The organism is Haliscomenobacter sp. (genome assembly GCF_033763495.1).
GTDB lineage: Bacteria > Bacteroidota > Bacteroidia > Chitinophagales > Saprospiraceae > Haliscomenobacter.
The window spans coordinates 1-19,861 of the sequence record NZ_JANRKL010000222.1; the positions used below are offsets into that span (position 1 = coordinate 1).

Below are 19,861 nucleotides of genomic sequence, written 5' to 3' on the forward strand. Positions count from 1 at the left end.
TCCCGATGATCAGCACTGATTTGATGGAATTGTCCTTAGGCATGGCTTACTCGTTTCCAAATTGCCCGCAAAGGTAATCAATGCTAAAGGATTTAAGTACAGTAAGATAAAATTTCGTACAATAAATTTAAAGGTTTTACAGCCCCTGACCCGCAAATTTGTCCCTCAACTTAAAAGAATTGCTTATTTTTGAACGAAACTAAGTAGTGGGGCAAACCCTAAAAATCTATATGCGCAACCCAATTTGGTCAATCCTCTTTTTTTTATTGGCGAACGCTGCAAGCCATGCTGTTTTTGCCCAAGAGGGTTATGTCAACCCCCAACAGGAAAAATACCTTTCCGAACCCATTCATTCCCAGCGCTTTGATGATGGTACCTGGCAAAAATCCATCCAAGGACTGGATTACAGCATCAAAAAAAAGAAGCCGCCCAAACCCATCAAGCCAAGAGAAAATGTTGAATTCAACTGGCCCGAACTAGGGCCCGGGGTAATTGTATTGCTTAAGGTGTTTGCAGCGTTGATTGTGGTACTCATTTTAGCCTTACTCCTGCGGCATTACCTGAATGCGCCCAAAAACCGTGCGGTCAAAAAGGCCGTCGTTGAAGACATGAGCATCGAGGAGATTGAAGAAAACCTGGAAGAAACGGAATTGTACCCCTACATCAACAAGGCGATTGACCAGAACGATTATGCACTGGCCGTGCGTTTGTATTACCTGGAAGTACTCAAACAATTGTCGGCCCAACGAGCCATCACCTGGCGGAAAAACAAAACCAACCGCCAGTATTTGCAGGAAATGCGCAGCTCAAAGCACTACGGCGAGTTTCGGGTATTGACCCTGATTTTTGAACGGGTGCGTTACGGCGGGCAACAATTGGATCAGGCCCAGTTTGAACAAATCAAACCAGGCTTTCAGTCTTTTTTACAACCGAATTCCGTCCCCATTTCCGCTCCACCCTCCGTTAATGTAGCTGTATGAGATCAAAAAATTTCTTTTTCCTCGCGCTTGTGGTCATCATGGTCAGCTTGTTGATTTACCTGATCAGCACCAATGGAGGCCGGGCTTATACCTGGAAGGAAAATTACAAAGAAAAAAGTAAAGGGCCTTATGGCCTGACGGTGGTATTTAAACTGCTCAAAGCACAGGCAAAAACGGAAAGTTTCACCTTGCTCAAAAAACGTGTTCAAAAGGTATTGCCAACCGATCCCAGCGAAAAATCAAACTATGTATTCGTCGGCGCTGGGCAGTACCTCGATTCAGCTGATGTCCAAACCTTGTTGAAGTTTGTATACAACGGCAACGATGCCTTTATTGCTACCCAGGTCTTACCTTTCAGGCTGATGTCCAAATTGTACCCTAAAACCTGTAAGGAGGACCGTTGGGAAAATCTGAATTATTACCAGGATCGGGGCGTAGAGGCTAATTTTTTGCACCCTGATCTGCGCCAGAATAAACCCTATGATTTTAAATACCGCACCACCAGTCCAGACAGCATCTACGATTGGCATTTTATTGATCGGGGTTATTTTTGTGATGACCCGGATGGATTTGTGGCGCTGGGGCAAATCAATGGGAGCAAAACCAATTTTGTGCGGATTCGCTACGGTACAGGGCATTTTTACCTGCATACGAATCCCTTGTTCTTTACCAACCTGTTTATGATCAACCAATCTGGCAAAGCATACGCCGAAGCCGCATTGGGCCATTTGTCCGCAGGGCCGGTGTATTGGGATTGTACGAGCAAGGTGGATCGAACTGTAGCCGAAAACATGAACGACGATAGCCAGGGTCGACCACGTCGCGATTTTAACCGTCCTAGCCCCCTGAGTTACGTGCTGAGCCAGCCGCCTTTGGCCTGGGCCTGGTATACCTTATTGGGCACCACCTTGGTGTATTTTTTGTTCCGGATCAAACGTCGGCAGCGCATCATTCCGGTTTTACCCAGCAACAAAAACAACTCCCTGGCCTTTATCCGCACCATTGGTCGTTTGTATTTTTTACAAAACAACCACCGCCAATTGGTCCTGCAAAAAATGAAACTCTTTTTGCAATTTGTGCGCGATCGCTATAAAATCCAAACCCGCGAATTGCACGAAGATTTTGTGTATCAACTCAGTGTAAAATCCGAAATCAAACCCGAAAAAATTCAAAAAATCCTGGACTCGTACCAGGCAATTGATTTTTCGCCGGAAATCCAGGTGCGCATCCTGGCGGATTTTCATCAACAAATTGAAAGCTTTTATAAAAACTGTAAATAAATGCTAGAGCCAGAAGAAATGAACCCAAACCCTGCGGAGCAGTCGTTGGATAGCCCGGAAGCAATTACGCCTGTTGAGTCTCAATTGGTGCCCGAAACCACCACTGGCCACTGGGGTCGCAACCGCCTGGACCTGAGTAAGGTCAATAGCGCCATTGATCAGGTACGCGTCGAATTGAGCAAGGTCATTGTGGGACAACAGGAAATTATTGACCTGCTGATCACTGCCATGCTCGCCGATGGACACGTACTGCTGGAAGGAGTCCCCGGCATTGCCAAAACCCTGACCGCCAAGTTACTGGCTCAAACCATGGATGTAGAATTTTCGCGCATCCAATTCACCCCCGACCTGATGCCCAGCGACGTGATTGGCACCTCGGTGTTCAACCAAAAAACGGTCGACTTTTCCTTCAAAGCTGGCCCGATCTTCGCCAATGTGGTGCTGATCGACGAAATCAACCGCGCCCCGGCCAAAACCCAAGCGGCCTTGTTTGAGGTGATGGAAGAAGCCCAGATTACGGTGGATGGCTCTACCTATAAACTGGAATACCCCTTCTTAGTGATGGCGACCCAAAACCCCATCGAACAGGAAGGTACCTATAAATTGCCAGAAGCCCAGCTGGACCGTTTTTTGATGAAAATCAACATCGATTACCCCAACCTGGAGGAGGAAAAAAGCATCCTGCGCCGCTTCCGCAAGGAGTCGAAAGTGGATTTGCAAAAGGAAGTGAAAAAAGTGATGTCGCCCCAACTGGTCAAAGAATGCCGGGAACTGGTGGAATCCGTGTTCATCGAAGACCACCTGCTGGACTACATCGCGCACATCGTTACCCAAACGCGCACCCACGGCGATTTGTACCTGGGGGCCTCACCGCGGGCTTCACTGGCTATTTTGCGCAGCTCCAAAGCAATCGCAGCCATCAATGGCCGGGATTTTGTGACACCTGAGGACATTCAGTATGTGGCGTATCCGGTACTGAATCACCGGATTATCTTGCAGCCTGAGCGGGAAATGGAGGGTTTTGCGACAAGGGATGTGATTAAGGATATCTTGGGGAAAATTGAGGTGCCGAGGTAAACCCTCACTCCTCGTATTTTGAAACCTCATCCTTTTTTACCCCCAAAACCTCCATCCCTTAATTTTTAACAAAACGAACCACCCATGATTGCCCTGTTGACTTCCCCTGCAAGACATAGCTGCCTGGGCTCAGATGCCGAATGTCTAAAGCTAAGCGAGACTGATTCTTTTGAACCACGCCAAGGGTTTGAGTTCTGCCCTGCATGTCCCAAAGCTGCAATTGCAGGTGTTGGTCATTGGGTGCCTGGGTTTGGATATACAACCATTCCGTAGCTGGATTGGGGAAAAATGCTGGCGTCTGGTCTGAATCCCTCTCCTGGGTATTCGTCAGCAGACCAGTAAAATTGAATACCTCTGAACTGGGCGAAAAACATTCTCCAATCCGGGTACGCGCGCTGTAAAGGCCTTCTTTTTTGGCCAGCAACATTCGTTTGTTTTCTGCAGCTAAGGTATTTCCATTGAAGCGCCATTCATACAATGCATCGGGATCAGTATTGCTACTGAATAAGATGTTGCTGGATCGCTGAATCGACGGCTTGATCGGCCTACTAATCGTTTTTATGGTGATTGTTTCAGAATTGGGACTCATACAATAGGCATTGGTCCCTACCCTAAGCCGCATTCTGCTCTGATCAAACCAGAAAGAGGTTGGGATGGTATACCGATTATTTTTGGTCGTCACATCGAAGTTCCATTCATAAATGGTGTATCCCTTAGGCGCTTCAAAGGTGATCGAATCTCCACGACAAACAATTCCCGAGGGAACATTAATGACGTTAAGCTGTGGTACTGGAGGTGTGGTATCTGGCAGAATTGGCAATATCTCGATAGGATCCGACCAATCGCTGTAACACTTCCCTTGATAATGTTGTCTGATCCGGTAAACCCCGGGTTTATCCACTTTAAGGGTATCTTTGGTAGAGCCAGTGGACCACTCGGGTTGAAAAAAATGAATCGAGGAAAACAGCACAGCAGATTGTCCTTTACACAATTGAAAAGGTGGTTCAAATTGCCGTGACGGCAAAGAAAAATAAACCCTTGGCTTCTCGGGAGCAGTAAGAAAACGCAATTCCACCGGGTCAGAAAGCAGGCTCAAACAACCGTTTTCTTCGCTCACCTGTACCTGATAAGTAGCTTCCTCAGTGACTTTAAATTTACCGCTGTTGTCAACAAACTGGTTGAATCCTTTCCGCCAGTAATACTCATATGCGGGTTCTGTAGTGCTGAGAAATTGTTCGGGTGTATCCGCTTTGCACCAATACAATAAAGGAGGTGCCGCAATTTTAGGTTTGGGTTGTTTAGGGGTGCAGTTGTAATAGGTACCGACTATGCCACTGTGGTTGAGGACAAAAAAGTCATCTGAACAGGCATGAAAATTCTGGGTAAATGAATAGGTGCGATTGAAGGCAAAAACCGGAATGCTATCTATAGGTTTAAGGCTGCTTTTGTCGTATTTGATGATGAGCAGATTGGCACCTGAAGATCGATCCAGGGAGTAAAAATATGCAGAGTTGGGAGGAGCGCTGATCCGTGCTTCATTGGGTACCGGAAACCGGCCTTCCACCATGGGTACTTCGCCCGTATATTTGATGTACAAGCCAGCATCGGATACAAAATAATCCCCAACCACCTGAAAATTACCGCTCAAAACATTATTGTCATACCCGGTAAAGGTTTTTTCCAGGTGAATGCCATCGGATCGAACTTTGAAACGTTTGATCACTCCTACATAAGGGGAAAGGGTCCACAAAATGCTATCCTGAGTGAACACCGCGTTCATACCCCCTCCTTCTCCCTGGGCCAATTTGTGATAAAAGGGTTGTGGTTTCCCTCTCTCAAAAACTTGTAAATAGTCTGTCCCATCGCGAGAAGCAAGCAATAACACCTGGTTGTTGTTTTTGGGAATGGTAAAAATATTGGCCAACACATCAGTTTCTGGAATGTCAAAAGTATAATCCTGATCAACCGTTTGGGTGTTTAAATTAAAGCGCTTCAATCTTTGAGGACGATCAGCCAACATAAACAAGGCAGATTGATCGCTGGTAACCCGCAAGAAACGGGGCTCCAATCCAACATAATATTCTGCCAAAACTTTACCCCAACGCGGGTCAATTTTAATTAGCCGGTTAGAATACACAGAAGAACCATCCGCACTTGTTGCTGCATAAAAGGCTTTTTGAGACTCGATATAGGTACCACTGTCGTAGTTAAATACATCAATGATGCGCAGGCTCTGGGCAAATCCGCCTAAAAATGAAAGGAGTATAAAAACCAGGACAATCGCCAGCCTATTTTGCTTTTTTACTGGATGTATTAGTGTCATTGGAAATGAATTTTTAATCATTGTTTATTAAGTACCTTTTATCAGGCCAGGAATGGATCAATTTTTCACAAACTTGTACCAATAGTGTTGGGCTTCAATCCGAACGTTCAATAGGTATAAACCTTGATTGAGGTGCTGGGTTTGGAGCGTAATTCCTGGGCCATTTGAGCTGACCAGTTTAGACTCCGGCATTAGTTTGCCATCCAGACTGTAAATTTGCACCTGTTTTTGAGCATCCCGGATAGCAACCGGAAAGTCGATGTGCAAGAGCTCTTGTACAGGGTTGGGGTAAATGTTCAGTGCTGGTTTTTGAGCCTCATCCGTAGCCGTTACTTTACCATTTACCGAGACGTAATTGGAAAAGTCGGAACTACAGCGGCCATCGAAAACCTTTGCCGCATAGAAGCCTCCACCTTGAACCGGGATCGAGGTACCGGTACTCCCTTCAATGAGCACATCATTGATGTACCATTGATGAATGCTGCTGGTATTGCTACTGAATACTTTATCCCCTTGCAAGGTGATGGTAGGTTTGGCTGGTGCTGAACTAAATTTAATTTGTAAAGGCGAGGAAGTTTCACTTGGGCAATTTTCTACTGTGGCTACCCGAACAGTTACGGATACCGAATAATTAAGATTGCTGGTGTGGGTGATGGTATTTTGGAAATTATTGTTGGAGTTCAAACTCCAGTAGTAGAAATTGTAGCCCTTCCTGGTTTCGAATACTGCTTTTTCGCCATTACAAATTTCATTGTCATCATTGGCAATTTTGATCACTGGCCGGTCAGGAATTGAATCTTTTCCTTCATTGATGGTAATTGGAGACCAGGCACTTTCACAGCCATCTACCGAAATCATCTTTACCTGGTAAGTCCCAGCAGCAGCCCGTATGGTTTGGGTAGTGTCTCCAGTCGACCAGAACCATTTTTTGCCATTTTCATAAAGAGCAGTAGCCTTCAAGTTGATTTTTGCTTTCCTGCAAATGGTAAAAGAAAGTCCATTTCCCAGCTCCGTTGAAACAGCCCTGATTTCGGCAGGCAAATAATGAGACACTTTGCTTACTTCCGAAAAGGCCGTTTGACAGCCGTTTTTATCGGTGAATTTTGCAGCAAAGTCTCCCGTTTCATTGACTACCAAGGTATCCCTGGTGCTTCCATTCGACCAAAGTATTTCTGTAGCTCCTTGGTCTTTTACGGTTAATTTAACTGGCAGTTGATTCGGACAAGCTTTTACATCAACACCCTGCTCTATTTTCGGTGCTGGAATAGCAGGAGTACAATTCCAGGCAATATGACTATATCCCCAGAAGGTAAATATCAAACGGTCTTTGCCGGTTATGTACAATTGATAGTTTTCAGTATGGCCATTGTTGTTCAACGCAAAATCAGCCTCCCAACTGGATTCAATACTTACATCGGATTTTTTAAACCGAAAAAAGCGGATTTTTTTACTTAAAAAAGAATCACCAACTGGTTTCATGGCATAGAATACATCAGAGTTGTAGTCATTGCCCACCATAAAATAGAATGGATCGATAGAGGGCCCTTCTGTTAGTTTCGGCCCAGAAAAACCAATCACTCTACCCGTTCTGGTCACTATCTTATCCCCTGCCACAATACCTTGATCTCCAAAATTCAAAAAGACTCCGGTAAGCGTTTCTGCAATATTAATCCCTTTGGAGTTGATCCTTAGTTTATGCATTTGATTCGTCTGCCAGATTATTAGGGTGCTGTCGTTGACAAAGCCAAAATTGTTGATGTATTCGGGATTCGGGGCAACGATTTTTGTGGGATGAAACTTGTTCCCAATCAACAATTCCAAAAAAGTGGTGTCGCGTTGATAGGACATGGAAGTCACCAAAATTTGATCAGCAGCCCCTGGCACTGGCGTAATATCGATTACACGCCGATTAAACGGAATGGGAACGACCAATTCTACCTCATGACTAATGCTGTTGATTCTTTTTATGGTATGGGGACCATCCACGACTAGGTAAATGAATTGCTCATTCGATGAACTACAAATGTGTTGTGGGTTAAAGCCCAGCTTAAGCGTTTTTTCAACAGTTCCCCAAACCGGGTTAATGATTTGAATGCTGTTGGAATTATTATTCGACCCAATGTCACCGATCGCAGCATAAAATCGATCCTGGCCCTTGAGAAAGGTACCTTTGGGTATATTCAATTGCTGAGTTGGGAAAGATTTTGCGGTTTGGGCCATCAGTCCTGAGGCTAAACACAAGAAGATGAGGATAAAAAGGATTGGGTAATTTTGCTTAGTCTCCATTTTTTCGGGATTAATCAGGGAATTAGAGTAGTCTTTTATACCACAATTTAAGCATACTTTTGACGATCTCAAGTATATTGTTTTATTTGTTCTAAAAAAAATCCAGTTTTGGTACTTTTTTTACCAAATGCTCATCCTTCCTCCCTTTTCATTTTTTCCTTATCTTAACCCTCAAACCCAAAACATCACTTGTATGACCAATAAAACCAATACCTGGGCACTCCTTTTGCCCTTCCTCCTTTTGAGCCAATGGACTTTTGCCCAAAGTCCTAAACCCGCTCCCACCCCTGCCCAATTTCTGGTGCGTTTTCCCGCCAGCAAGGGTACTCAATTCGATGGCCGACTGCTGTTGATGTTGTCCAAAAACGACAAAGCCGAGCCCCGATTCCAGATCGTCGACGGCCCCGAAAGCCAACTCGCTTTTGGCATCGATGTAGAAGACTGGAAAGCCGAACAACTCAAGGCCTTCAACCACAGTGCCTTTGGTTACCCCATCGAAAGCCTCAAAAACGTACCCGCCGGGGAATATACCGTACAGGTTTTGCTCGACAAATACCAAACCTACCGCCGTTCCGACGGCAAGGTGGTCAAACTCGGCTGGGATCGTGGCGAGGGTCGCCAATGGAACCAGGCGCCCGGCAACCTCTACTCCAAACCCATCAAGATCAAATTCGACCCCAAATCCGCCAAACCCATCATCCTTAATCTGGATCAGGAAATCCCCCCCATTCCCGAACCCGCCGATACTAAATACGTCAAACACATCAAAATCAAGAGTGAAAGGTTGTCCAAGTTTTGGGGCCGCGACATCTACCTCGGTGCCCACGTTTTGCTCCCGGAGGGCTTCGATACTCACCCGGATGCACGCTACCCTTTGGCTATTTTCCACGGCCACTTCCCCGACGATTTCAGCGGCTGGCGCACCACTCCGCCCGATACTACTGTGCCCTGCACCTACAGCGCCCGTTTCAAACTCGATTGCTACAACCGCATCGAACAGCAAGAGGCTTATGATTTTTACAAAATATGGACTGGGCCGAATTTCCCCCGCATGATTGCCATCGAAATCCAGCATGCCAACCCCTTTTACGATGATTCTTACGCCGTTAATTCCCAAAACCTAGGGCCTTACGGCGACGCCATCACCTACGAATTGATTCCTTACATCGAAAAGCAGTTCCGGGGCATTGGCCAGGGTTGGGCGCGTTTCATGTACGGCGGATCCACCGGAGGCTGGGAAGCACTGGCCGCCCAGTTGTTTTACCCCAATGAATACAATGGTTGTTATGCCGCCTGCCCCGATCCGATTGACTTCCGGGCCTATACCGTCGTAGACATTTACAAGGACAAAAACGCCTACTGGCTGGATAGTGAGTTCAAAAAAACACCCCGCCCGGGCATGCGCGACTACCTGGGGCACGTATCCGCGACCCTGCGGGAGGCCAACATGCGGGAATTGGTGCTCGGTACCAAAAGCCGCGGAGGCCAACAATGGGACATTTGGGAGGCCGTTTACTCTCCCGTTGGCACTGATGGTTATCCGCAGCCCATTTGGGACAAATACACCGGAGAAATAAACCACAAGGTTGCCGAGTTTTGGAGAGAAAATTACGACCTTGCTTACATCCTCAAGCGCGACTGGCCCAAAATAGGCAACAGCTTGCGGGGAAAAATCCACATTTATTGTGGGGATATGGACAACTACTACCTCAATAATGCGGTTTACCTGATGGAGGACATCCTGAAAGAAACGACCAATCCTTCCTACGACGGCGAGGTAGATTACGGCGACCGGGCAGAACATTGCTGGAACGGGGATCACACCCAACCCAATGCCATTTCCCGCCTGCGTTACCACCGCATGTTCATCCCCAAATGGGCGAAAGAAGTAGAAAGTCGGGCACCAGCAGGAGCAGATCTTAAGTCCTGGAAATACTAAAACATGCTTTACGACAACCACGGTCGCCAAATCAATTACGTTCGCCTGGCGGTTACCGATCGCTGCAACCTGCGCTGCTTCTATTGTATGCCGGAGGAAGGCATCACCTATATAGACAAACACGAGCTCTTGTCGTACGAGGAAATGATCCGTTTGGTGCAGTTGCTGGTTGATATGGGCATCGATAAGGTGCGCATTACGGGTGGGGAACCCTTTGTGCGGCGGGATATGATGGACTTTTTGCGCCACATTGGCCAAATTCCAGGCCTGCGCCAGATCAATATCACCACCAATGGGACCACCACTGCACCCCTGGTGCCGGAACTGAAAACCATCGGCATCAAGTCGGTCAACCTGAGCATGGACACACTGGACCCCGATCGTTTTTTTGCCATCACTCGCCGTAATGTGTTCAAAGAAGTGATGAACACCTTCCACGCACTGTTGGAGCACGACATCAAAACCAAAATCAACGCCGTGGTGATGGATGGCAAAAACATCGAGGACCTGATCCCCATGGCGGAATTGACCAAGGACTACCCGGTAAGTGTGCGCTTCATCGAAGAAATGCCGTTTAATGGGGAAGGGAGTCATTACGCTACTCTGGAGTGGAACCATCGCCGGATTTTGGAACACCTGCGTGGGGCATTTCCGAATTTGGAAAAACTGCCCGATCCGCCCAATTCAACCTCCAGCAATTACCAGGTTCCGGGCTTCAAGGGAGACATTGGCATCATTGCGGCCTACAGCCGTACCTTTTGTGGTACCTGCAACCGCATTCGGGTGACCCCACAGGGTGGTTTGAAGACCTGTTTGTACGACACAGGCGTGTTCAACGTCCGCGACTTGATGCGTGAAGGCGCCACCGACGCCCAAATCCGCGATACTTTTTTAGTCGCTTTAGGGAACCGGGCCAAAGATGGTTGGGAAGCTGAAAAAAATCGTAATTTTGGCCTGCCTGTTTCGGAGTCGATGTCGACGATTGGCGGGTGATGGGCTACCAAGAATAATATTTGAGCACTAGGCGTTTCATCGCCATTTGGAACATGGAGGAAAAAACCAAAAAGAGCCGTAGCAAGAAGGTTAAGACGACAATTGTTGATTCCCCCGCTATTGAAAGCAAAGGAAACGAAATCATCGTAGTCACTTCTACCGAAAATACTGGAGCGCAGCCGCCTGAATCCTTTACAGGCTTGCGTAAGCGCAAAGCACAAACCAAGGCCGCCGGACTGAAGGGGGTGAGCACCGCACTCAATCACGCCCGCAAATACATGCGGGTAAGTGACGCGAAAAAAACCATGTTTGCGCTCAACCAAAAAGGCGGCATCGACTGCCCCGGTTGCGCCTGGCCCGACCCAGACGACGACCGCTCCCGCCTTGGTGAATACTGCGAAAACGGCATCAAAGCCATTGCCGAAGAAGCCCAACGCAACAGCATCGGAGCCGATTTTTTTGCGCAGCACAGCATCAGCGACTTACAAGCATTATCCGATTTTGAATTGGGAAAAAAAGGGCGTTTGGCTGAGCCCATGATCCTGCGTGCAGGTTCAGACCGCTACGCTCCCATTCCCTGGAATGAAGCCTTTCAGTTGATCGGCAAAGAGCTGAATGCCCTGCAATCGCCCGATGAGGCGGTTTTTTATACCTCGGGCCGCACCAGCAACGAAGCTGCGTTTTTATACCAGCTTTTCGTCCGCGAATTCGGCACCAACAACCTGCCCGATTGCTCCAACATGTGCCACGAATCTTCGGGGAAGGCACTGAGCACCACCCTGGGCATGGGCAAAGGTTCGGTCACCCTGGAAGATTTTGACCACGCTGACCTGGTAATCATCCTGGGGCAAAATCCCGGCACCAACCACCCGAGGATGCTTTCCGCACTGGAGCGCTGCAAAGAAAGAGGTGGCAAAATTATAGCCATCAACCCACTCAAAGAAGCAGGTTTGACCCATTTTGTCAACCCGCAACGCCCCATGAAAATCCTGCGCGGCGGCACCCAACTGGCCGATCTGTACCTGCAAGTCAAAATCAATGGCGATGTAGCCCTGCTCAAAGCCATCATGTCCATGCTGTTGTTTCAGGAAAAACAGGAACTGGGCGATATTTTTGACATGGAGTTCATCACAGAGCGCACCCAAGGTTACGAAGATTTTGCCCTACACCTGCAACAGTACGACTTCCGGGCTTTGGAAGAAGACTGTGGCATTTCCCGTGGCCAAATCCGCAAGGCGGCGAGGATGATCAAAAAATCCAAACGCATCATTGCCTGCTGGGCGATGGGTTTGACCCAACACGAAAACGGGGTCGACAACATTCGGGAGGTTGTGAACTTGCTGCTACTCAAAGGCAGCATCGGCATCCAGGGCGGCGGCACTTGTCCCGTACGCGGGCATAGCAATGTGCAAGGCGACCGCACCATGGGCATTTGGGAAGCGCCCAAAGCGGAGTTTCTGGATAAATTGGAAGAGGTCGTTGGCATCAAAGCGCCGCGCAAACACGGTTTTTCTACCGTTGACGCCATTCAGGCCATGTACAAGCGCCAGGCCAAGGTCTTTTTTGGACTGGGTGGCAATTTTATTTCCGCAACACCCGATACCGAAGTCACCGCTCAAGCCTTGCGCAATTGCAACCTGACGGTGCATGTGTCCACCAAACTCAACCGCAGCCACCTAGTGCACGGAAAACAGGCGCTCATTTTACCCTGCCTGGGTCGCACCGACGCCGATGAGCAGGAAAGCGGCGAGCAGTTTGTCACCACGGAGAACTCGATGGGCGTAGTGCAAATGTCGAAAGGGATTCTGAATCCTTGTTCGGAAGCCCTGCTGAGCGAACCCGCGATTGTGGCTGGACTGGCTAAAGCTACCTTGGGCAGCAAGTCCAAAGTGGACTGGGATTTGATGATCAGCAATTACGACCACATCCGCGATTTGATTGAAAAGGTCATTCCCGGATTTGAACGATACAACGAGCGGGTAAGGGAACCGGGCGGTTTTTACCTACCGAACCCCAACCGCAATCAGGAGTTCAGCACCGCCGATGGCAAGGCCCATTTTACCTGCACCCCCTTGCCAAGCCACCGCCTGGATCCCGATCAGTACCTGATGATGACCATCCGTACCCACGATCAGTTCAACACAACCATCTACGGCCTGGATGATCGTTACCGGGGCATCTACAACGAACGCCGGGTAATTCTGATGAACCCCGACGACCTGGAAGCCGAACAACTCAAACCCGGTGATGTACTGGATTTGATCAGCGAATACGACGGTCAGCAACGCATTGCCCGCAAGTTCATCGCCGTTGCCTACGATATTCCGTCCAAGTGTGTAGCTACTTATTTTCCCGAAGCCAATGTTTTGATCCCCGTGAACCATTATGCGCGGGAGAGCAAAACGCCGATTTCGAAGTCGGTAGTGATTCGGGTGAAGAAAGTGGAGCACTAACCTTTTCTAACCATCAACGTGTTAAGTGAGGTGCGGGCACACTCACACCCACTCACACACTCAAACCTCGTTATGCCTTCATTCACCCATCTCGACGCATCCGGCAATCCCTCCATGGTAGATGTAGGCGAAAAAGCCGCTACCAAACGCCTGGCCCGCGCCCGTGCCATCATGGTTTTGGGTGAAGAGATTATGGATCGGTTGGAAAAAGAAGAAATCCATACCAAGAAAGGGCCGGTGTTCCAGACAGCGATCATTGCCGGGGTCATGGCTGCCAAAAAAACGGGAGAACTCATTCCCCTCTGCCATCCGGTGGGTATGGAAAATTGCCAGATTCACATTCAGGTGAATGAACAGCGGGAAGTGATCATCGATTGTACAGCTTCCGTTACGGCCAAAACAGGAATTGAAATGGAAGCCCTGACTGGTGCCAGCATTGCCGCTCTCACCGTATACGACATGTGCAAGGCTTTTTCCCATGATATTCTGATTAAGGAAATCAAGTTGATGGAAAAAACGGGCGGAAAAAAAGATTTTAAGCGCGAATAAAGCGAAAAAACAATCTGATCTAAATTTAGTTTGCCTTCTTTATTCAACAATTTAGAGTTAGGTCGGTTTTTCTTGAATGACTTACGTTAAAGAGCTTTTCGAAAGTCTGAAACTTTCGAAAAGGCGGCTTAGATGCAAGATTTAAGCACCATTTTGGAACCCCTTTTCGAAAGTTTTAGACTTTCGAAAAGCTCAAATAAGCACCATTTTGAAGGATAAATCCCTACCATGCCGCTTTGGCTATTAAATACGCTGTGTTTCATCCCTCCCTCTTCCCAAAAACCCGCACTCCCAAGTACACCAAAACCAAAAACGTCGCCCCCTCCATCGCCCATATTGGCTCCATAGCATTGTCCGCCGCAAAGTGCCCCACCTTATTCATCGCCTGCCAAATATTGTTCAGCCCCAAAAAACAAGTCACCCCTACAATGAACAAGGTGAAAAAGTTGGACCAAAATCCATTCGCATAAGCTGCCCCCAGCAAGACTTTGTCATTGGCCGCAAAAAGCAGCGCAATCGTCACCACTGGCAGCAAGACCCCATTGATGGCTTGCGCTAAAACAATGGCTGGGATGGGGCGAATCCCCACAATACTGAAAATTGTCCCGATCAACAAAACCAGGCCCCAAACCAGTTTAAAGTTGAAGGATTTCGCCGACCAATCCCGACAGTCTCCTTCGTTGCTGAACATACTTTGGGCTGTAATGGCTGCCGCAAGTGGTGCAGTAATTGCGGAACTAAAACCTGCCGCAAACAAACCCAGGCCAAACAATAGTACCCCCATTCCTCCCAATTTACCATTCAAAGCAGCGGCCAAGGCCTCGTAAGAATAAGTGCCAGTAATCAAGAGGCCAGCTGCCAGAATCGCAATCGAAATGAGTCCGCCAATCCCCACCGCAATAGCTATCCCCCAACGCATTTCAGACAAACTCTGGTTTTGCCCAATACTGGAACCCAAAAACAGGTTGTACGGCACAATGGTCGTGCCGATCAAACCAATGATCAACAAACCCGAACCATCAGGCACACTGGGCCAAACCAGGTTTTGCGCCCACTCCCCTATACTGGCCGGAATCTGCACCGCCACATACATAAAGGCAATGCCCATCACCGCCACCATAATGCCCAGTGCACGCGATAAAATCTGGAAGTTGTTGACCCACAAGAGAGCCGCACAACCCGCCGCCAGAATCAGAGTAAGTACCTCACGGGATAAGCCTGGGATGAACAACAAAGCCCCCGAGATGGCCCCTAACAAATTCCCGGTTTGATAAGCCGCGCAACCAAAGGCTACGGCGATAAACAAAGCCCATTTGATGTTGCGCCCGCGGTTTCCACCGTATTTCAGGGCGATGATCTGTCCCAGGTTTTTGCCCGAAGCAATTGTCATCCGCGCTGCGGTTTCTTGTAAAATAATGGCTGCAATGGTAGAGAAAGTCAGCGCCCACAACAATTGCAGGCGATAAGCCGAACCTGCCTGTGAACAAGTAGTGACCGTGCCCGGCCCGATGAAAGCGGCAGAAAGTACCGACCAGAGCAGGACGGAAGAAAAGCCTTGGCTGAAGGAAATGCGTTTTGACATGAGGGTTGAAGGTTTTTAGGTTTGTCGACTGGCTTTAAGTTTTTCGAAGTTGATGCTACAAAAGTTATACACACCGATCAGTTCTAATCTTAGGCGCTGGCGCTGGTACAAGTCTCCAGACTTGTACCATTATCAACACGTCTCTGACGTGTGTATTTTCTCAGTATTTTCGCGTTGCTCATGCGTCTGGAGACGCGAAAATGTTGGTACAAGTCCTGGAGACTTGTACCAGCTTAGCTGCACCAGCTAAGCCCTAAAACCCCTTCACCCTTCTGACCTTGTATGGTTTTTTCTGTTGCGACTCAAAATACGTTCGCATTTGGATTTCTACTACAATTCCGATGGTAATAAATTGAATGCCGCCAAAAAGCAACATCATACCCAGAATGATGAGCGGGCGTCCCCAGATGTCTTCCCCCATCAGTTTGAGCACCAGCAGGTACAAATTGATCAATAAACCACTCACGAACAAAAACACCCCGGCATTGCCGAAAAGGTGCATGGGTTTTTGCATGTATTTTTTAAAAAACAGCATCAGCAGCAAGTCGCTGACAACTTTGAAGGTACGACTGAGTCCGTATTTGGATTTGCCAAACTGCCGGGCGTGGTGCTTCACATCTACCTGCGTAATGCGTGCGCCTTCGAGGTGAGCGAGTACGGGTACGAAGCGGTGTAGCTCACCGTACAATCCCAGGTCTTTGGCCAAATCCGCCTTCAGCACTTTTAAGGCGCAGCCATAATCCTTGAGGTGTACATCGGTCGTGCTGCGAATGATGTAGTTGGCAATGCGGCTGGGGATTTTGCGCAACACCATTCCATCTTTGCGGTTGGCGCGATTACCCGCTACCATGTCAAAACCCTCTTCTTCGGCAATTTTGAGCATGCGCGGCAGGTCGCTGGGATCATTTTGCAAGTCACCGTCCATGGTAGCGATGTATTCGCCCTGAGCATAGTCGATTCCAGCCATCAGGGCCAAACTTTGGCCGTAGTTCTTTTTTAGCTCCACCACCCTCAAACGAGGATGCTCCACACTGTACAATTCCTTGAGGGTATTGTCTTTGGATCCATCATCCACAAAAACCATTTCGTATTCATATCCCTCCAGCGCTTCAGCAATGCGCTGAATCTGAGGCTTGATGTTTTCTTCTTCGTTGTAGACACAAACGACTACCGATAGTTTAATTGTTGGCATGATCCTTAATTGAATGCTCGTTGCACTAGTGTTTAGTTTTTAAAGTCCCAATGATAAAATGCCGCTGACCGTGGCGCACTTTGAGTTCCGATACCGAATCGACGGCATCAAAATAGCGCGCCGGGTCCACGATGTATAGGGCCTTGGGATCCATTTTTTCCATTTTCACCGGGATGATTTTGCCTCGGGTATTGGTCAGGTAAATAGAGTTTGTCCACTGCATCCCCGTTTTGCGGTAAACGTACAAGTCCTGATCGCGGAAACGTTCACCCGCTTCAATCGAGGACTTCCGGCAGGCATCGCCGTAATCATTGGCATTGCGATTGGGTAATACAAACCAGTTGAAGGCAATCCGCCCGACGAGTAACAGCATAGCGATGATCAACAAACGCTGTGGCGGCCAGTAGCGATACAAATAAGCCAACCCTCCCGCCAGGAGCAACAACCCACCCGAATTAAGATACAAATAAGGGGTGCTTTGGGTTTGAGGCAAAAACAAAGGAATGGCCATTGTCAAAACCATCAGCACCACTGATGTTGCCATAAATCCGTTCACCACTTTGGCAGTCCAGGCTTGTTGTACCGTTGCATTTTGGTGCAAATGCAAAAAAATGCCGAACAACAGTGGGCAAAACATCAGCAAGTAGCGCGGGTACACCTCCACCGAAGCCCAGTACACCCAAATATTGGCCAAAAAAATCAATGCACAGTAGACCATAAAATTGTCTTGCTTCAACACCTTCCAAAGGTCCCGGCGCAGCAAATACAAGATCATAATCGACCAGGGGATAAAATGGTACACCATCTCAAAAGGAAAAGTAAAAAGGTGCAGGAAGGTTCTCCACCAGCCAAATTGTACAGCAGTCCGCTTTGAAGATTCAGTGAAAAGGGTCTGAAATACCGTATCCAAACCATTGTACTGCACATACACAGCATAATACGTCCCCACCACTAGCACAAAGACCATTCCCCCGAGGATGTGCTGCCAATAAAACAGGCGTTTGAATTCTTTTTGGTAAATGAAGTAAGCCAGCAAAGTAAAACCCTGAAACACCACCGCTGGCAAGCCTTTAAGCATAAAACCCAAAGCCGCACACAAGTAAGACAAAGCAAACAACCACAACCAATTGCGGCGCTGAAATTGCTGGTAAATGACCATGAACTGCACAAAGACCAACCAGGAAAAGGTGATGTCAATCAAACCCAACATGGAGTCCCAAAACAAAATTCGCCCACAAGTGATCAGGGTCATCGCCAGCACAAAGGCGGTGTAAGTGCCATACTGCTTGCGAAAACTGTAAAATACGGTAGCTGCAAAACCCAACAAGCTTACCAGGGTTGGAATGCGCGCATTAAATTCGTTAATTTGCCCCAGGAGCTGGAAATAACCCAACAACATCCAGTTGTACAAAGGCGGCTTGTTGTAATAAAACTCGCCGTGAAGAGTCGGAGTGATGTAGTTGCCGGAGAGTTTCATTTCCAGCGCCACCAGGGTTCGGATCCCCTCATCGTCGATGAAGGTCATCAGGCCCAGGTTGATCAGCAAGGCTGGAAACAACAATAAAATACTCAGGACATACAGCAGTTTATTGCGTTGTTGGTCGTTCATTCAGTGCGCGGGTAAATTGAAGGCGCAAAAATAAGCTAAATTCAATGAATACTAAAATTTTGATAATGAGGAAGCTACAATTCTTATTCACAATCCTTGGCTTTTTTGCTAGCCCATCAGTATCAATACTTTCGGCTCAAACGCCGAACCCCGATGCCGATTGGGTCGACCTCCTCACGGTAGCTCCTGATGTGGTTCTCGACATTCGTTACGCCACGACCAATAATTTTATGTCGGAAAAAGTCTACGACTGTGGCGAGTGTTACCTGCGCAAGGAAGTATCAGACGCGATTTCGCGGGTACACAAGCGGCTCAAAGCCCAGGGCTACGGGGGCCTCAAAATGTTCGATTGCTATCGCCCCCATTCAGCTCAATGGAAATTATGGAAAAAAGTACCGAACCCCCAGTACGTTGCCGACCCACGCAAAGGCTCTATGCACAATCGGGGCTCCGCTGTGGATTTAACAGTAGTGGATAAAAACGGAAAAGAACTGGACATGGGCACAGGCTATGATGTTTTTGACAAAAAAGCCTATATCGATTATACCGGGCATCCCGCCAACATCAACAACAACCGCAAGGTACTTCAGGACGCGATGATCGCCGAGGGATTTCGGACAACGCGGACGGAATGGTGGCATTTTTCGTACACGAAAAAGTCGTATCCGATTTCTAATTACCAATGGAAATGTGAGTAGGTGGCAAAACCGAATTTATTCTGCGAATACTTCGGAAAGAGGCAGTTCAATTCCAGTTACTGGATCAACAAGCGTCATGTCTGCCGAGAAAAATTGATACTTACCCTTTTCAGAATAAACGGAAATGGCTTGTAGACTTGGCATCACAAACCAGCACGATTTGACCCCAACTTCAAAATACCGATTGATTTTTTTGACGATAAAACTGTCGGATTGAGAAGGAGAGCTTATTTCGATAGCGGTCAAAGGCATTTCTTCCATGGCCAGTTGATCTTCGAAATAGTCAATCTTTATTTTCGGATAAATGGCTAAATCGGGTATTGCATCTGGTTTTTCTGGCATGACCAGGGTAATCTCGGATAAAATGGTGTATTTTTTACGAAAGTGATAATTCAGATAAGTCGCTAGATTTGTTTGAATAGCAGAATGGTTGAGGCTGGGCATAGGTTTGTTGCGTTCAATCTCGTACGAGGTCAATTCTTCTTGAATGCTTCCGCTTATTGATGGCATGCTTCAACTGGTTTTATACAAAACTAATCATTTTAATGGACTAATACAACGCCATATCAAACCGCTTCCTATACTTCACAGTCAGCGGGTTTTGCGCGCCCCAGGTACGGAACAGTGCAATAGCCGTTTTCCGAGGCTGATCGTTATTGAACGTTTTATCGATCATCACCGCTTCGATGATCTTTTTGATGGCTCCTTCGTAGTCCACAGTCAAGGCCAGTTCCTGAGCTTCACCCATAGCTACTGCGGCGGGGGATACATCAGAAGGGACACTTTGAATCCAGTCAGCAATGGTGCGGATATCGGCTGCTGCTTCGGCCAGTTCGTGGTCGAGGGTAATGTCATGGATGAGTTGCCGGGCTGTGGCTGGGTCAGGAATCGCCAGTTGTT

The 19,861-nt window shown here is 47.8% G+C and carries 15 protein-coding genes; 8 read left to right on the forward strand and 7 right to left on the reverse strand.

Annotated features, from left to right (window positions below):
* Positions 1-230: 230 nt before the first annotated feature.
* Genes SFV55_RS26140 through SFV55_RS26150 form a run of 3 tightly spaced genes read left to right on the forward strand, consistent with a single transcriptional unit; the run spans position 231 to position 3,337 of the window.
* Positions 231-980 (forward strand): DUF4129 domain-containing protein, encoded by a 750-nt coding sequence (locus SFV55_RS26140; RefSeq protein WP_320032533.1) that lies wholly within the window; start codon positions 231-233, stop codon positions 978-980.
* Positions 977-2,260 (forward strand): DUF4350 domain-containing protein, encoded by a 1,284-nt coding sequence (locus tag SFV55_RS26145; RefSeq protein ID WP_320032534.1) that lies wholly within the window; start codon positions 977-979, stop codon positions 2,258-2,260. Before SFV55_RS26140 ends, SFV55_RS26145 begins: the two co-directional genes overlap by 4 nt.
* Positions 2,261-3,337: a MoxR family ATPase gene (locus SFV55_RS26150; protein WP_320032535.1), complete on the forward strand. Its 1,077-nt coding sequence runs from the start codon at positions 2,261-2,263 to the stop codon at positions 3,335-3,337.
* 58 nt (positions 3,338-3,395) lie between these two features.
* On the opposite strand, the gene SFV55_RS26155 is transcribed toward SFV55_RS26150, so the two are convergent.
* Entirely contained in the window at positions 3,396-5,660 is a 2,265-nt protein-coding gene (locus SFV55_RS26155) for a T9SS type A sorting domain-containing protein (RefSeq protein WP_320032536.1), read from the reverse strand.
* 57 nt (positions 5,661-5,717) lie between these two features.
* Positions 5,718-7,946, reverse strand: coding sequence for a T9SS type A sorting domain-containing protein (locus SFV55_RS26160; RefSeq protein WP_320032537.1), 2,229 nt, complete (start codon positions 7,944-7,946; stop codon positions 5,718-5,720).
* 193 nt (positions 7,947-8,139) lie between these two features.
* Between SFV55_RS26160 and SFV55_RS26165 the strand changes: the two genes are divergently transcribed.
* The 4 genes from SFV55_RS26165 (at position 8,140) to moaC (ending at position 13,880) form a co-directional block, all read left to right on the forward strand.
* Positions 8,140-9,885 carry an alpha/beta hydrolase-fold protein gene (locus tag SFV55_RS26165; protein ID WP_320032538.1) on the forward strand — a complete coding sequence of 582 codons (1,746 nt, stop codon included), beginning with the start codon at positions 8,140-8,142 and terminating at the stop codon, positions 9,883-9,885.
* Positions 9,886-9,888: 3 nt separating this feature from the next.
* Positions 9,889-10,878 carry a GTP 3',8-cyclase MoaA gene (gene moaA / locus SFV55_RS26170; RefSeq protein ID WP_320032539.1) on the forward strand — a complete coding sequence of 330 codons (990 nt, stop codon included), beginning with the start codon at positions 9,889-9,891 and terminating at the stop codon, positions 10,876-10,878.
* Positions 10,879-10,931: 53 nt separating this feature from the next.
* Positions 10,932-13,331 carry an FdhF/YdeP family oxidoreductase gene (locus tag SFV55_RS26175; protein WP_413776745.1) on the forward strand — a complete coding sequence of 800 codons (2,400 nt, stop codon included), beginning with the start codon at positions 10,932-10,934 and terminating at the stop codon, positions 13,329-13,331.
* 72 nt (positions 13,332-13,403) lie between these two features.
* Positions 13,404-13,880: a cyclic pyranopterin monophosphate synthase MoaC gene (gene moaC, locus SFV55_RS26180; protein WP_320032541.1), complete on the forward strand. Its 477-nt coding sequence runs from the start codon at positions 13,404-13,406 to the stop codon at positions 13,878-13,880.
* Positions 13,881-14,139: 259 nt separating this feature from the next.
* Here the strand turns inward: moaC and SFV55_RS26185 are convergent, their stop codons facing one another.
* From SFV55_RS26185 to SFV55_RS26195, 3 genes are all read right to left on the reverse strand, one after another.
* Complete coding sequence (locus SFV55_RS26185; protein WP_320032542.1) at positions 14,140-15,462, reverse strand: Nramp family divalent metal transporter; 1,323 nt, start codon at positions 15,460-15,462, stop codon at positions 14,140-14,142.
* 253 nt (positions 15,463-15,715) lie between these two features.
* Complete coding sequence (locus tag SFV55_RS26190; protein WP_320032543.1) at positions 15,716-16,654, reverse strand: glycosyltransferase family 2 protein; 939 nt, start codon at positions 16,652-16,654, stop codon at positions 15,716-15,718.
* A gap of 25 nt (positions 16,655-16,679) precedes the next feature.
* Complete coding sequence (locus SFV55_RS26195) at positions 16,680-18,263, reverse strand: hypothetical protein (RefSeq protein WP_320032544.1); 1,584 nt, start codon at positions 18,261-18,263, stop codon at positions 16,680-16,682.
* Positions 18,264-18,328: 65 nt separating this feature from the next.
* On the opposite strand from SFV55_RS26195, the gene SFV55_RS26200 reads away from it, so the two are divergent.
* Complete coding sequence (locus SFV55_RS26200; RefSeq protein ID WP_320032545.1) at positions 18,329-18,961, forward strand: M15 family metallopeptidase; 633 nt, start codon at positions 18,329-18,331, stop codon at positions 18,959-18,961.
* 15 nt (positions 18,962-18,976) lie between these two features.
* On the opposite strand, the gene SFV55_RS26205 is transcribed toward SFV55_RS26200, so the two are convergent.
* Both SFV55_RS26205 and SFV55_RS26210 read right to left on the reverse strand, forming a co-directional pair.
* Positions 18,977-19,471 carry a Uma2 family endonuclease gene (locus SFV55_RS26205; RefSeq protein ID WP_320032546.1) on the reverse strand — a complete coding sequence of 165 codons (495 nt, stop codon included), beginning with the start codon at positions 19,469-19,471 and terminating at the stop codon, positions 18,977-18,979.
* 40 nt (positions 19,472-19,511) lie between these two features.
* On the reverse strand, positions 19,512-19,861 hold a 350-nt coding region (locus tag SFV55_RS26210; RefSeq protein ID WP_320032547.1), incomplete at its 5' end, for a tetratricopeptide repeat protein.